We start from the raw sequence: 14,382 nt of genomic DNA, 5'->3' as shown, positions 1-14,382 counted from the left end.
TGAAAGCATTCGGCGAGCGCATCGCTGCAAGAGACCCTGACCGCCAAACCGCCGAAATCCACATCCGTATCGCCCTCATCAACCGCTTCAATGCACTCGGCGCCGCCGAGATCGTCCGTGTCGCCTAAGCTCAGAAGGGACAGGGGTAGTCAGGCCTCAAGAGCGAGTTCTGCAACAATGCCCTCCCGGGTCCCCCACGCGCCCCTGGTCATATCCATAGCCCCGGTCGTAGGGGTGGCTGGCCTGCGGATCCCAGCTTCTGCCGCGGGCTAAAGCCCGCTCTGTTTCAGGACCATATTCATAAGAATAGTCCTGCGAGCCGCCGCGCCGGCCACGGGGCTGAAAGTCGTCATCGTAGCCGTACTGCTCCGGTCTGCGGGATCCGCCATAAGGGGCGTAGTCATCCGCTCTGCGGTAATCTCCCCGCTGCCGACCATAGGCTTCTTCCTCCCCCTGGAAAAGGGCCGGGCCGCCGGGGTTTGAATACCGGCCGTCCTGGTTATAGGCCTCGTCATAGGCGGCATAGTCGCGGCGGTCATCGCCGTAGTGGCCTTGGTGACGCTGTGCACGTCCGCCGTGGCGGCGGCCATCCTCGCGCCCCCACTGCGTATCGGGGCGGCGTCCAGAACTCATACGTTGCATAACTTTTTACCCTCCAAGTCTCAAACGGGTGAGAAGACTTGGAGAAGGGCCCTTCTCCAAGTCAACTTCTACTACCGTTCCTACGGTTTCGGTTAGGCTCAGGACTCATAGCCAGTATATGACGAGGGCTGCCAACGCGATTGCCGACAGAAAGACCTTGGGGCACCTGTCGTAGCGGGTTGCCACGCGCCGCCAATCCTTCAGTCTTCCGAACATGATCTCAATGCGGTTACGTCGTTTGTAACGGCGCTTGTCGTATCGAACTGTCGTCTTTCGTTGCTTTCGACCTGGGATGCAGGCGCGTATCCCTTTGTCTTTCAACGCATCTCGGAACCAGTTGGCATCATAGCCACGATCCCCGAGCAGCCAATCTACCTTTGGTAGGCTGCCAACGAGAGCACGTGCGCCGATGTAATCGCTGACTTGTCCGGCAGTCACAAAGAGATCCAGAGGACGCCCTTGGCTGTCGCAGATGGCGTGCAGCTTTGTGTTCATGCCGCCCTTGGTTCGACCAATCAGACGGCCACGTCCCCCTTTTTCACCGCAAGGCTGGACGCCGTGCGATGAGCTTTGAGATATGTTGCGTCGATCATGACCGTCTTCTCTTCACCATTATCAGCAGCCAAACCCATCAGCATCTCGGCGAAGATGCCCTTGTCGCTCCACCGCTTCCAGCGATTGTAGAGCGTCTTGTGCGGGCCGTATTCCTTGGGCGCATCACGCCAGCGCAACCCATTGCGGTTGATGAAGATAATCCCACTCAAGACCCGACGGTCGTCAACGCGAGGCTTCCCGTGGGACTTTGGGAAGAAGGGTTTCAGACGGGCCATCTGCTCGTCGCTCAGCCAGAAAAGGTCAGACATGTTCACCGCTCGTTTTGAGCACCGTGAATCACGCGGCCAAACGGAAATCAATGGGTCCTGAGCCTAGTCATATATTTAACGCGTGAACCTGTAGGCGAATTGCCGCCTGTAGTTGCTGCATAATTGTAGAAAAATGATTTGAGCAGGGAACTGTGACATAACTTTGATGGTTTCTGGTAATGAGATGCACTGCCTGCTGCAGTCCACTGTTACATGGGAGAACCGTATTTCTGGGATCACAAACTCGCCAGACGAACGCTGGTTGGAGCCATCGGCCCCCGGCTGATCGGCAAGTGCGGCGGGCAAACCCTTCGGCTCCGCCGCCTGTCTCGCCAGAATAGGACCATTTGCAACCGCGAAAGGAGAACGACATGTCTGATCTGAAGAACCTGTACAAGGAAGAGCTTCAGGACCTCTGGTCCGCAAATGAGCAGATGCAGGAAGTGGTTGGCCAGATGGCCCAGAAAGCGAGTGATCAATCTCTGGCGGAGCGCCTGCGAAAATCTAGAGAAGGGATTTCCCAACACGCTTCCCAGCTTAAATCGCTTCTGTCCGATATTGGCGGGGAAGCCAAGAAGGAACATTGCAAGGGCATGGAAGGATTGGTGAAAGAAGCAAAAAAGCATGCGCTTGATTCAGACCTTCAGGGCGCAGCCCGGGACGTCGCAATTATCGCCCAGTATCAGCGCATGTGCCACTATGGCATTGCGGGATTCGGCACCGCGAAGGCATTTGCGGAGGCACTAAGGGAAGACAGCGCCGCCCGTGAATTGGATCAGGCGCTCGACCGGATATATGAATCCGATGACTATATGACGGAACTGGCTGAGCGCTCCCGTAACGTGGATGCGGCCAACTGACGAGCTAGCTTCTGATGCACGTTCCGCCCCTCCGGCGCCGTGCGGCTGCCAGTCTTGGTCAGACCTGAAAAACTCAGTTGTCCGGAACTGGCTGCACTTAGCCGCAGGGTGCTGACCTTCCCCGGGGGCGGCGACACACGGCATCTCCTCCGGATCAGCGGAACACCATCGCGGAACGGCGTTGCTCTGCCAAAGGTTGGGCCCTTCAGCAAAACAAGGAAATCCGATGGCTCCTCGCGCAGTTTGGAAAGGCCAGATCCGTCTGTCGCTGGTCTCAATTCCCGTCGAGATCTACTCGGCCACCAAGAGCGGCTCGCGGGTGTCCTTTCGCCAAATACATACCCCCACGGGTAAGAAAGTGCGTTATCAAAAAACCGTGCCGGGCGTCGGCCCCGTGGACCCCTCGGACATAGCCAAAGGATACGAGATCGGGGAAGATGAATATCTGCTGATTGATCCCGAAGAGATTGACGCGATCAAGCTGGAGACAAAGAAGACCTTCGAACTGGTCCAATTTGTCGATACCTGCGAAATTCCCCCGATCTATTTCAATAAACCCTATTACGTCTCCCCAACCGACGATCTGGCCGAGGACGCCTACCGCGTCGTCCGCGATGCGCTTCGTCAGTCCAACAAGGTAGGGTTGGGGCAGATCACGATGCGGGGCAAGGAGCATCTGGCGGCAGTCAAACCCTGCGGCGACGGGCTGCTTCTGGAGACGCTGCATTATGAAGACGAACTGCGAGAGGCCGAGCAGGTGTTCACAGGAATAGCGGACGCCAAGGCCGATGCCGAATTGCTGGAGGTAGCCACGTCGCTCATCGAACGCAAAAGCGCGTCTTTTGATGCCAGCGCCTATTCCGATAAATACGCCGAAGCGCTGCATGATCTTCTGGAAGCCAAGCGTAAGGACAGAAAGGCCCCGCGCGCGCTCGATGACAGCGAACGCACCGCCAGCCAAGACGGCAATGTCGTCGACCTGATGAGCGCGCTCAAGCAAAGCCTGAACAACGCCAAGGCAACGGATAAGAAAAAGCCGAAGCGTAAAAAGGTGTCGTGATGCCTCGCGCGCCTGACCGGCTTTCCGAATACAACGACAGACGCGATTTCTCGCGTACAGATGAGCCGATGGGCCGCATCGCGGCTGCTGGAGGCGAAACCCGCCGGTTCATCGTTCAGAAGCACGCCGCCAGCCGTCTGCATTACGACTTCCGCCTGGAATGGGACGGCGTGCTGTTGAGTTGGGCCGTCACCAAAGGCCCATCGCCTGATCCCGCAGAGAAACGGCTGGCCGTGCGCACCGAGGATCACCCGCTCGACTATGCCGATTTCGAGGGTTCCATCCCCAAGGGTGATTATGGCGGCGGCACCGTGATGCTGTGGGACGACGGCACCTGGACGCCGCAAGAGGATGTTGAGCAGGGTCTGGACAAGGGCAAGATTAAGATCACTCTTCAGGGCAGCCGGATGCAGGGTGGCTGGACCCTGATCCGGATGCACCAGAAGAAGGGCGGGAAACGGGAAAACTGGCTGCTGATCAAGGAACGCGACGACTACGCCCAAGATGATCCGGACGCGCTGACGGCGGGGTTTACTACCTCAGTAAAGACTGGGCGCAAGATGGAACAGATCGCCGAAAATGCCGCCCCTGCGGAGCCGGAAACCTCATCCGTCAAACGTCGCGGGAAACGGCCGGCTTTCGTCAAGCCGCAGTTGGCCACACTAGTGGGTCAAGCCCCTGCAGGCGATGATTGGCTGCATGAGACGAAATTCGACGGCTACCGCTGCCTCGCCGCCCTCGGCAAGGGCGGAGCTCGGCTCTATACCCGCTCAGGCAAGGACTGGACGGAGAAGTTCGGCGGGCTGGCTGCGGCCTTTGACCGCCTGCCTTGTGATACCGCACTGATCGACGGCGAGGTCATGGCTGCCCGTGTCGAAGGCTCGGCCTTCTCCTCGCTGCAACGGGCCCTGAAAGAGAAAGGCGCCCTGGTTTTCTTCGCCTTCGACCTTCTCCGCGTGGACGGCGGCGATTTGACCGTGAAGGGCCAGCTCGGCCGCCGTGAGCGGCTGGCCCAGTTGCTGTCTGGCCAGCCCCCGGACGGTCCCCTCCGGATGAGCAGCCACGTTATCGGCAATGGAGCTCAGGTCTTCGCAGCTGCCTGCGAGGCCAAAGCCGAAGGGATCATTTGCAAACGCATAGATGCTCCCTACCGCGGGCGGCGCAGCAAGGCGTGGTTAAAGGTCAAATGCACCCGGCGGCAGGAATTCGTGATCGTGGGCTACAGCCCCTCGGACAAGAAAGGACGGCCCTTCGCCTCTTTGCTCATGGCCGCCAATGACGGCGGCGAACTGCGCTATATGGGGCGCGTTGGCACAGGGTTCTCCGAGACCGCGATGGACCAGCTGGCCGCCGCTTTCACCGTGCGCAAGACACCGCCGGCCGAAAACGTCCCGGCCCGTATCGCGGGTGAAGCAGTCTGGCTTCGCCCCGAGCTGGTGGCCGAGGTTGAGTTCAGCGAGTTCACCGCCGATGGCCATATCCGGCATGGTGCATTCCTGGGGCTGCGCGAGGACAAGGACGCCGGTCAGGTTAGGATGGAGAGGGCAATGGCACAGAATAACGAGGCCGAAATTGGCGGCATCCGGATCACCAGCGCCGGCCGGCAAGTTTTTCCTGATGCCCACTGCACCAAGGGTGATGTGGCCCGCCACTATGACCGTGTCGGCTCCCGTATGGTCAATTTGATCGGCCGGCGCCCGCTCTCGCTGTTCCGCTGCCCTTCCGGACTCGGCGGCCAATGCTTTTTTCAGAAACATGACAATGGCGGAATGCCCCCCGAGCTTGGCCGGGTGGAGATCGAAGAAAGCGGCGGAAACACGGAAACCTACCTCTATGCCACCCGGGCCGAGAGCTTGGTGGCAGCAGCACAGATGGGCACGCTTGAATTCCATGTCTGGGGCGTCCGCCAGGACCGGCAGGACCGGCCCGACCGCTTGGTCTTCGACCTGGATCCGGACGAGGGGCTGGATTGGTCGGAGGTGCGCGCCGGCGCTGTGACAATTAGAAACGCGCTGCAGGAGCTGGGCCTGGAGACAGGCGCTATTGTCACCGGGGGAAAGGGCGTCCACGTCTGGACCGCGCTGCGCCGCACACGCGGCTGGGAGACTGTGAAGCTTTTTGCCAAAACCTTTGCCCATTTGATGGCTGCCCGCCATCGGGAACAATTCACCGCTTCGATGTCCAAGGCCAAGCGCCGCGGCCGGATCTTTATCGACTGGCTGCGCAACGAGCGCGGAGCAACCTCCGTTGCACCCTATTCTCTCAGGGCCCGCCCAGGCGCTCCGGTGGCGGTTCCGGTGACGTGGGGCGAATTGCAGAAGCTGGATGCCCCCAATGCGTTTACGATTGGAGATATGGCGGCGCGTATGGAGGCACCTTGCCCCGCTTTGGCCGTGCAGGAGAACATGCAGACCCTGTCCAACGGCGTCATCCGCGCGCTGGAGCGGCAAGTCGGTGAAGACTGAATACCCGCAGTGACACAAGCTGTAGCGCCGGTTTTGACTATTAGGGAATGAGTAAGCCCATGGACCCGAAAGACCTCGACAAGATGAAGACCAAGGATCGTCAGCCAGGACTGGAATCCCGCATGGATCCCCCTCCGGAATACATGCCGCGCTATCCTGGATCGGGGCGGCTGAAGGACAAGGTCGCGGTCATCACTGGGGGGGATTCGGGTATTGGACGGGCCACCGCGGTTCTGTTTGCACGCGAAGGCGCGGACGTGGTCATTGTTTACCTGGATGAACATGACGACGCGGAGAAGACCCGCAGCCTTGTGGAAGACGAGGGCCGCAAGGCGCTTCTGCTGGCAGGCGACGTTGGCAGCAAATCGTTCTGCGACGAGGTGCTGAGGCAAACCTTGGACCAGTTCGGCCGCCTGAACGTGCTGATCTGCAACGCTGCCGAACAGCATGCGCGGGAGGAGGTCACCGAGATTTCCGAAGAACAGCTCTTCCGCACTTTCCGCACCAATCTGGGCGGGCAGTTTTTCATGGTTCAGGCAGCACTCCCCCATCTTGAAAAGGGCGCGTCGATCATCTGCACAACTTCCGTGACCGCCTACCGGGGGCAGGATCTGCTGATTGATTATGCGTCCAGCAAGGGCGCGATCCTGTCCTTCGTGCGTGCCATGTCGTCCAAGTTGGCGCCCGAGGGAATCCGCGTGAACGGCGTGGCGCCCGGCCCGATCTGGACACCTCTGATCCCCGCATCCTTTCCTCCGGACAAGGTGGAGGATTTTGGCCAATCTGCGCCACTCGGCCGCCCCGGCCAGCCGAACGAGGTAGCGCCTGCTATGCTGTTTTTGGCCTGCGAAGATGGATCTTATTTCACGGGCCAGGTGCTGCATCCGAACGGGGGGGATTTGATTGGCGGCTGACCGAGGGCAGATGGAGGAGGGACAAACAGCGGTCTGTCAACGGCGGGTTAAACTCCGGCCGCCGGACGGAAGAAAGCGGGCCGACTGCAGTTTATGAAGTGTGCCGCGCTGGTCGCAAGTGGCCGCTTCGGGAACCAGCGCCGTTCGCTGCCTAGTTTGTAAACAGGTAAGGCGCCGGACCTTTCTGCCGTTTGCCGCACTCGCGCAGTTCCTGCCGCGACCGCGAAGAACATGGTGAAAAGGGCGGAAGGACTAAGCCGCTCCACGGCATTGGCGCTCGTAGCCAAGGGCGCGCGACGCCCATAATGAGGCACAGTTGGTTGGCTAAACAACCTGCCTGACGATTGGGGCCTTCTCAATCATCAGACAGGAGGCTCCCATGACAGAGGAGAGAGTGACCCGGCTGCGCCAGCGGATGATCGAAGACATGAACATCCGGGGTCTGGCGGAGAAGACCCAGAAGGTCCATATCCATAACGTGAAGCACTTCGCGGCCTTTCTTGGCCGATCACCCGATACGGCGACACCCGAGGAGCTGCGGTCGTATCAGTTGAAGATGACTGAAGACGGAGTATCAGCCAGTACCGTCAACGTTCGGATCATTTCCTTGCGGTTCTTCTTCGGTGTGACCTGCGGGCGCGAAGAGATGAAGCGCTTCATGCAGTTCCACCGCAAGCCCCGCAAACTGCCCGTGGCGCTTAGTGTCGAGGAGGTGGCCGATCTGTTAGCCGCAGTTCCCGGCCCCGGGCTCAAGTATCGTGCCGTCCTTGGCATCAGCTACGGAGCCGGTCTGCGCGCCTCCGACGTATGCAACCTCAAGGTCACGGACATCGACAGCGACCATATGCTGATCCATGTCGATGATGGAAAGGGCGGGCGGGATCGTAAGGCGATGCTGTCGCCCAACCTGCTTGCGTTGCTGCGCGAACACTGGCGCGAGTCCCGTCCGGAGGGATGGCTCTTCCCGGGAAAGCCGAAGATCAATCCACTGTCACCACGTCAGTTGAAACGGGCGTTCACCTCGGCCAAGCACATGGCGGGCATCAAGAAGGCGGCAACGCTGCACACGCTCCGCCACAGCGTCCTTGTCAGATCTAAGCCACTAGAACGGCTTACGCGGCAACAAAATCGCAGCCGTCGCTTCAGTCCTCGCCACACTTTCCCCATAGCCCGATCCAGGCCCCCGCGGCTTCCTCCTTCCGAGGTTTGTCAACGCGGGCCGCCGCCTCCCAGCCGCCATCGTCGCGCCGCGGCCCCCGTCGAAAACCCTTCAGGAAACCGGACTTTCGCTGCGACTCGAGTAGACGGCAGCTAAGCGGATATATAGTTCGAGTTATTTGTTGCATCCTCGTGCGCTGCACCATCAGTAAACGGCATTGTAGCCCTCCTTTCTCATGCATCGTCTAACAACATCGTGCGGCCGCGTGGTCTCCCATTTTTGATCGGGAGCGCGCGGGCCCCAAAGAATGGTTTTGGTGGCTAGAGTGCTCGAGAATTGTATCCTCATGCATTTGGGTCACTCGCTTGAGTAAGGCGAATGGCGGCCTCATGCTGGCTGAGGAAAACCTCACCGGTCAGTTCCTCCAAGAAATGGCTGCGTTTCAGCCGGTCCATCACCGGGCCCTTCACCTCACTCAAATGCAACCGGACCCCTGCGTCCTTGAGCCGCTTGTTGATCGCCTCGAGGGATTCCAGCGCCGAGAGGTCGATCTCATTTACCGCCGGGAACATCAGCACGACGTCGGTCAACTCGGGCTTGTCGGCGGCATAGCCCGACAGTTGATCCTCCAGAAAGCGTGCATTGGGGAAATAAAGACTTTCGTCGACCCGCAAGCTCAGCACATGGAGCTGGGTTTCGACCTCGTGGCGCAGCACGTTGCGGAAATGCTCGGTCCCGCGCACCCGGCCCACTACGGCCATGTGGGGCCGCGAGGTCTTGTAGAGATGCACCAGGATCGAGGTCACAACGCCAGCGGTCACCCCGGCTTCGACCCCGAAGAGCAGCGTCAGCAGGATGGTCACGCTGACGGCGGCGAAATCGGCATGGCTGAAGGCCCAGGCGCGTTTCAGGATCGAGAAATCGACGAGGCTCAGGACCGCCACGATGATCGTGGCGGCCAGGGTGGTCTTGGGGAGGAAGTAGATCAGCGGGGTCAGGAACAGCGCCGCAAGCGCCAGACCCACGGCCGTGAAGGCCCCGGCAGCCGGGGTCTTGGCGCCCGCATCGAAATTCACCACCGAGCGCGAGAAGCCCCCCGTGACCGGGAAGCCCCCGGTGAAGGCGGCGCCGAGGTTGGCGCTGCCGAGCCCGATCAGCTCCTGATCCGGGTCGATCCGCTGGCGTTTCTTGGCCGCGAGGGTCTGCGCGACCGAGATGCTCTCGACAAAGCCGATGACGGAGATCAGCAGCGCCGGGACGAAAAGTTGCGACAGCAGATCGGGCGAGAAGGAGGGCAGGGTGAGAGGTGGCAGGCTCTGCGGCACCTCGCCTACGATCGCTACACCCTTCGCGCCCAGATCGAAGGCCCAGACCGCCAGCGTGGTGGCCACGATCGCCAGCACCGGCCCCATCTTGGCTCCGATATCCGCCATGCGCGGCCCCAGCCCCATGCGGTTCAGCAAAGGCTTCAGCCCGCCGCGGACCCAGAACAGGAACGCCGTCGCCGTCACGCCCAGCACCAGAGTGATAGGGTTCACCTCACCCAGATGCGCCCAGAGACTGGCGAGAATTTCCACGAGATTATGCCCCTCGGCCTTGATCCCCAGAATATGCCGCAACTGGCCGGCTGCGATCAGAATCCCGGAGGCGGTGATGAACCCCGCGATCACCGGATGGGACAGGAAGTTCGCCAGAAAACCCAGCCGAAACAGGCCCAGGGCCAACAGCATCGCGCCCGAGAGAAACGCCAGCGTCAGCGCCGCCGTCACATATCCCGCCGTCCCGCTCTCGGCGATATTGCCCACCGCCGCCGCCGTCATCAGCGAGACCACGGCCACCGGCCCGACCGCCAGCGCCCGGCTGGTGCCGAAGACCGCATAAAGAACGATCGGCGCGATGGAGGCATAGATCCCGGCCTCGGGCGGCATACCCGCCAGCAGAGCGTAGGCGAGCGACTGCGGGATCAGCATGATCGTCACGATCACGGCGGCGACCATATCGCCGGTGAACTGGGCACGGTCATAGCGCCGTCCCCAGTCGAGGATCGGCAGGTAGCGCGCGAGCGGGGGCAGGGTCATGTCAGGGTATCCGTCAGATCAAAGGGCTGCCCCGAAGAGCCGCCCGGGCAGGCTCAGTCGAACCGGTTTGCCGGCAACTTCAGGTCGTGATTACCGTCATCTTCAGCCGGGGGCAGCCGCCCGCCGCGCAGGTTGATTTGCAATGCCGCGAGGATGCGGTTGGGCAGCGAAAGTGTCGCATCGCGGGTCTGACGACGCTGGATATATTCCTCGCGCTGGGTGCCGTCCTTGACGTGGATGTTGTGGGCCTTGTGCTCATCGACGGTGGCTTCCCACATCGGCTCTTTGCGCTCCTTGGTGCCATAGTCATGGCCAACGAAGAGCCTGGTGTTGCCGGGCAGGGCGAGTATGTCTTGAATCGAGTCCCAAAGCTCCGCCGTCGTGCCGCCCGGGAAATCTGAGCGCGAGGTACCGGCATCGGGCTGCATCAGCGTGTCATGCACGAAGGCCGCATCGTCACAGACATAGGAGATCGAGCCCAGCGTGTGGCCGGGCGAAAGCATCACCTTCACGTCCAACTCGCCGATCTTGAAGGTCTCGCCTTCCTGAAACAAATGGTCGAAATCCCGGTCCGGGTCGAAGGCTTCGGGCAGGTTGTAGAGGTCGGCCCAGATCTTGGCGATCTCCGGCACCAGCGCGCCGATCGCATTGGGCGCGCCCGTGCGTTCCTTCAGTTGGGCCGAGGCCATGACGTGATCTGCATGGGGATGGGTATCGAGCACCCATTCCACGGTCAGATCATTTGCCTGCACAAGGTGCAATACCTGATCCATGCTCTCGGTCGAGAAACGGTAGTTTTTCGGGTTGAAGTTCCACACCACATCGATCAGCGCCGCCTTCTTCGTCGCCGGATCGGCGCAGATATATTGGATCGGCCCGGTGTCAGGCTCGTAGATTCCCCAGACATCGGGGCTGCCGGCTCCGGTCGAGGGGGAGTGGAGGACGACGGGAGAGTTGAGCGGATCGCTCATTATGCGGCTCCATTATTTGCATTGGGTGTAATGTCAGGCGTATGGCGCGCGGCCCACATGCCTGCGAGCATGAAGGGCACGAAAATCAGCGTGCCGGTCGCAGCCACGGGCAATGCGGTCAGTGCTGGGCCGGGGCAAAAACCGCCCAACCCCCAGCCGATGCCAAAGATCGCCGCCCCGGTAAGTAGCTTTGGCTCCAAGTCGTTGCGTGTGGGCACGCGGAAGGTGCTGTCGAACAGCGGCGTCTGGCGGCTGCGGAACAGCAGGGCGAAGCCCGGTGCCGTGACGGCAATGGCACCGCCCATGACGAAGGCGAGGCTCGCGTCCCATGTGCCGAAGACATCCAGGAAGTTCAGAACCTTCGCCGGGTTGGCCATGCCGGAGATAATCAGACCGAGGCTGAAGACCAGGCCGGAGAGAAGCGCGAAAATCTGTTTCATGTCAGGCTCCGATCAGATGGCCATGACGAAGACGGTCACGAAGGCCGTCGCCATGAAGGTGACGGTTGCCACGATCGAACGGGCCGAGCCTCGGCTGATCCCGCAGACCCCGTGGCCTGAGGTGCAGCCGTTGCCATAGCTCGCGCCGAAGCCGACCAGCAGACCAGCAACTGCCATCAGAACCGGGCTCGACGGTACCCGCTGCTGCGGCCAACCGCCCGAGACTAAGAGCCACAGCGGCGCGGCGAGCAGCAGCCCCAACACGAACAGTGCCGAGACCCCGCGGGCCTCACCGTCGCCGCTGCGGGTGAAAATATTGGCTGACAGGCCGCTGACGCCCGCGATGCGCCCGTTGGTGGCCATCAGCAGCACCGCCGAAGCCCCGATCATCATGCCGCCGCCGAGCGACAGCCAAGGGGTGAATTCAGTTACCATGTTCCATCCCCATGATCTGCCTGCCGGACATTTAGGGTTGGCCTTGTATTAGTTGCCTTAGATCTATATATTCGACATGCGTAATATTCAATGAGCGCAATATGAAAGACGCAGACGACTTTCTCGACGGCGATATCGCGGGGGCAGCGACATTGATGTCGATGCTGGCCTCCGAGGCGCGTTTGCAGATTCTCTGCCGTCTGCTGGAGGGCGAAAAATCGGTGGGCGATCTCGCCCGAGTTTGTGGGGTTTCACAATCCACCATGTCGCAGCAGTTGAAAAAGCTGAAAGAGGCCGGATTGGTCGAGGCCCGCCGGGCCGGCCAGACGATCTATTACAGCGTGAAGGCCCATGAGGCCGTCGCCGTGCTGGAAACGCTGCACAAACTCTACTGCGCCCGTAAAGAGTGAGGCCGCGTGCCCAGGGCAACCAGGCGCGCTGAGCGCTCTCAAGCGTTGGCCTTGTCATCCGCATAGGACTTGACGAATTGGCCGATCTTCTCTTCCGTCAGATCAACACCCCGCGCTTTGCCCTCTTGCAGCGCTGTTTCGCCATCCCAGCCCTTGTCAGCCGCCAGCGCCATCAGCGTCATCGCGCCCGCACGTTTGCCCGAGGCGCAATGCAGGAACACCGGCTGCGGAAGATCATCCAGCGCCCGGCGGAAGTCATCCACAAGCGCTGCATCCAGACTGTCGGTCGTCACCGGGTGGTGGAGGTAGTTCAGGCCCAGGTGCTCTGCCTGCTGCCGCTCCTCCTCCGGCGTCAGCCCCCCTTTTTCGCCTTCGGCGCGGAAGTTCACCAAAGACTTCGCGCCCGCCGAAGCTGCTTGCTTCAAGGTCTCGGTCTTGGGCGTGAACAGCGCCACAGTGTGGTTCGGGTCAATCGTTGCGATCTTCTGCGCGCCGTCCGTCATTGTTCATTCTCCTTTTCAGTGGGATAGGCAGCGGCCGTCCAAGCCTTCCAGCTTCCCGGCACGTTGCGGATGTTGGTGAACCCATTGGCCGCCAGAAGGCTCGACGCGATGCTGGCGCGGAAGCCGCTGGCGCAATAGGTGGCGTAGGGGGCGGATTTATCGAGGTCGCCAAGCTTGTTGCGCAGCTCGCCCAGAAAAGCATGGGTCGCACCGGGGATCTGGCCCCCGTCCCATTCGTCGGGCTTGCGCACGTCCAGCGGGGTAACGTCTTCGGCGTCCTTCAATTCATGTACCGACATCTGCGGGATCTGCGCCAATACGCGCCCGGCTTCGCGCCAAGCCGCCATGCCGCCCGCCAGATAGCCGCCGAAGTCCGTGAACCCCGTACGCCACAGCAGCCGCAGGGCGTCGTCCACCGCGGCGTCATCCTCCGTAACCAGATAGATCGGACGCTCTGGATCGAGCAGCCACCCAGCCCAGACCGACAGTTCCGGGCGCAGGCCGATGTTGAGACTGCCGCTGACATGGCCGCCGCCAAAGCTCATCATGTCGCGCACGTCGAGCAGTTGCGCACCGTCTTCGGCGACCTTGGCATACTCCTCCACCGTCATCGGCGGAATGCGCGGCAGGTTGCGCAGCACCTCCGGGCCCTTGGTGTTAACCTTCTTCATACGCGGGTAGTGCGAGGGCACTGGCGGCGCGTCGTTCAGTATCGTAGCCTTGAATTCGTCGAGGTCTTCTATCTTGGCATAGCTGTTGAATCGCCGCTCGTAGCCGATGGTCGAAGACATACGGTCGCCGATATCAGGCCCGCAGGCTGAGCCCGCGCCATGACAGGGATAGATGATCACGTCATCGGGCAGTGCCATGAAGATGTCGCGCACCGTGTGGAACAGCTTCTCGGTCAGTTCCTCGGTCTCGTCGTCACCCAGAAGATCCGGCCGCCCCACGCTGTCCACGAAGAACGCATCGCCCGAGAGCACGCCCCACGGCGTGTCCTTCTCGCCGTCATAGAGCATGTAGGACATATGCTCGGGCGTATGGCCGGGCGTGAATCGCGCCTTCATCCGCATGCCGCCAAAGGTGAATTCGTCGCCGTCGCGCACCGCCTCATGGTCAAAGCCGTATTCTGCGCCGCCTTCGGTGCTGACATAGAGCTTTGCCTGCCCGCCGAGACGGTCCACCAATTCGCGCGCACCGCTGAGGAAATCGGCGTGGATATGGGTCTCAAACACATGGGTGATCGCCATGCCGAAGCGGCGTGCTGTTTCGATGTAGATGTCAACGTCAGGGCGCGGGTCCACCACGGCGCAGGTATGAGCGGAGTCATCGCCCAGCAGATAGGAGCATTCGGCAACGCCATCGGCAAGAATCTGTTCAAATCGCAGGGTCATAGCAACCTCCTTTGCCTAATCAACACGGAGCGGGAATAGAAGTTCCCATTAGCTAGGCTCCGGACTCATAGCCAGTATATGACGAGGGCTGCCAACGCGATTGCCGACAGAAAGACCTTGGGGCACCTGTCGTAGCGGGTTGCCACGCGCCGCCAATCCTTCAGTCTTCCGAACATGATCTCAATGCG

The 14,382-nt window shown here is 61.0% G+C and carries 14 protein-coding genes and 1 pseudogene; 7 read left to right on the top strand and 8 right to left on the bottom strand.

Annotation, left to right across the window (positions count from 1 at the left end; genetic code table 11):
- A pseudogene (locus ACOHX0_RS20925) lies at positions 1-128 on the top strand (IS5/IS1182 family transposase); the annotation flags it as partial.
- Between the two features lie 619 nt (positions 129-747).
- On the opposite strand, the gene ACOHX0_RS20920 reads toward ACOHX0_RS20925, so the two are convergent.
- Positions 748-1,505 (bottom strand): IS5 family transposase gene (locus tag ACOHX0_RS20920; protein ID WP_420679178.1). Its coding sequence is split into 2 segments (ribosomal slippage): positions 748-1,184 and positions 1,184-1,505, totalling 759 coding nucleotides; the frame shifts between segments, so codons are not numbered across the junction.
- 371 nt (positions 1,506-1,876) lie between these two features.
- On the opposite strand from ACOHX0_RS20920, the gene ACOHX0_RS20915 reads away from it, so the two are divergent.
- The 5 genes from ACOHX0_RS20915 (at position 1,877) to ACOHX0_RS20895 (ending at position 8,119) form a co-directional block, all read left to right on the top strand.
- Positions 1,877-2,365: a YciE/YciF ferroxidase family protein gene (locus tag ACOHX0_RS20915; protein ID WP_420679177.1), complete on the top strand. Its 489-nt coding sequence runs from the start codon at positions 1,877-1,879 to the stop codon at positions 2,363-2,365.
- Between the two features lie 226 nt (positions 2,366-2,591).
- The gene (ku, locus tag ACOHX0_RS20910; RefSeq protein ID WP_420679176.1) at positions 2,592-3,425 is read left to right on the top strand and encodes a non-homologous end joining protein Ku; all 834 of its coding nucleotides are present in this window, start codon (positions 2,592-2,594) and stop codon (positions 3,423-3,425) included.
- Positions 3,425-5,890 carry a DNA ligase D gene (gene ligD, locus ACOHX0_RS20905; RefSeq protein WP_420679175.1) on the top strand — a complete coding sequence of 822 codons (2,466 nt, stop codon included), beginning with the start codon at positions 3,425-3,427 and terminating at the stop codon, positions 5,888-5,890. The genes ku and ligD overlap by 1 nt, the downstream gene beginning before the upstream one ends.
- A 59-nt stretch (positions 5,891-5,949) precedes the next feature.
- Positions 5,950-6,804: an SDR family oxidoreductase gene (locus ACOHX0_RS20900; protein WP_420679174.1), complete on the top strand. Its 855-nt coding sequence runs from the start codon at positions 5,950-5,952 to the stop codon at positions 6,802-6,804.
- 379 nt (positions 6,805-7,183) lie between these two features.
- Positions 7,184-8,119: a tyrosine-type recombinase/integrase gene (locus ACOHX0_RS20895; protein ID WP_420679173.1), complete on the top strand. Its 936-nt coding sequence runs from the start codon at positions 7,184-7,186 to the stop codon at positions 8,117-8,119.
- A 188-nt stretch (positions 8,120-8,307) separates the two neighbouring features.
- Here the strand turns inward: ACOHX0_RS20895 and ACOHX0_RS20890 are convergent, their stop codons facing one another.
- From ACOHX0_RS20890 to ACOHX0_RS20875, 4 genes are read right to left on the bottom strand one after another with little or no spacing between them, the layout of a single operon-like run.
- Positions 8,308-10,041, bottom strand: a complete 1,734-nt coding sequence (locus ACOHX0_RS20890) for a SulP family inorganic anion transporter (RefSeq protein WP_420679172.1) — start codon at positions 10,039-10,041, stop codon at positions 8,308-8,310.
- Between the two features lie 53 nt (positions 10,042-10,094).
- Positions 10,095-11,012: an MBL fold metallo-hydrolase gene (locus tag ACOHX0_RS20885; RefSeq protein ID WP_420679171.1), complete on the bottom strand. Its 918-nt coding sequence runs from the start codon at positions 11,010-11,012 to the stop codon at positions 10,095-10,097.
- Positions 11,012-11,452: a DUF6691 family protein gene (locus ACOHX0_RS20880; RefSeq protein WP_420679170.1), complete on the bottom strand. Its 441-nt coding sequence runs from the start codon at positions 11,450-11,452 to the stop codon at positions 11,012-11,014. The genes ACOHX0_RS20885 and ACOHX0_RS20880 overlap by 1 nt, the downstream gene beginning before the upstream one ends.
- Positions 11,453-11,464: 12 nt before the next feature.
- The gene (locus ACOHX0_RS20875; protein ID WP_420679169.1) at positions 11,465-11,887 is read right to left on the bottom strand and encodes a YeeE/YedE family protein; all 423 of its coding nucleotides are present in this window, start codon (positions 11,885-11,887) and stop codon (positions 11,465-11,467) included.
- A 101-nt stretch (positions 11,888-11,988) separates the two neighbouring features.
- Here ACOHX0_RS20875 and ACOHX0_RS20870 point away from each other — a divergent pair, with 101 nt between their 5' ends.
- The gene (locus tag ACOHX0_RS20870; protein WP_420679168.1) at positions 11,989-12,297 is read left to right on the top strand and encodes an ArsR/SmtB family transcription factor; all 309 of its coding nucleotides are present in this window, start codon (positions 11,989-11,991) and stop codon (positions 12,295-12,297) included.
- Between the two features lie 38 nt (positions 12,298-12,335).
- Here ACOHX0_RS20870 and ACOHX0_RS20865 read toward each other — a convergent pair whose 3' ends face one another.
- From ACOHX0_RS20865 to ACOHX0_RS20855, 3 genes are all read right to left on the bottom strand, one after another.
- On the bottom strand, positions 12,336-12,800 hold the full coding sequence (locus tag ACOHX0_RS20865; RefSeq protein WP_420679167.1) for a protein tyrosine phosphatase family protein: 465 nt from the start codon (positions 12,798-12,800) through the stop codon (positions 12,336-12,338).
- Positions 12,797-14,194, bottom strand: a complete 1,398-nt coding sequence (locus ACOHX0_RS20860; protein ID WP_420679166.1) for an MBL fold metallo-hydrolase — start codon at positions 14,192-14,194, stop codon at positions 12,797-12,799. Before ACOHX0_RS20860 ends, ACOHX0_RS20865 begins: the two co-directional genes overlap by 4 nt.
- 65 nt (positions 14,195-14,259) lie before the next feature.
- Positions 14,260-14,382: transposase (locus ACOHX0_RS20855; protein ID WP_369693342.1), on the bottom strand; the 123-nt coding region annotated here is incomplete at its 5' end.

Origin of the sequence: Cribrihabitans pelagius, from assembly GCF_048820915.1 — a bacterium.
Classification (GTDB): Bacteria; Pseudomonadota; Alphaproteobacteria; order Rhodobacterales; family Rhodobacteraceae; genus Cribrihabitans_A; species Cribrihabitans_A pelagius.
This window is presented reverse-complemented; position numbering and strand designations above follow the sequence as displayed.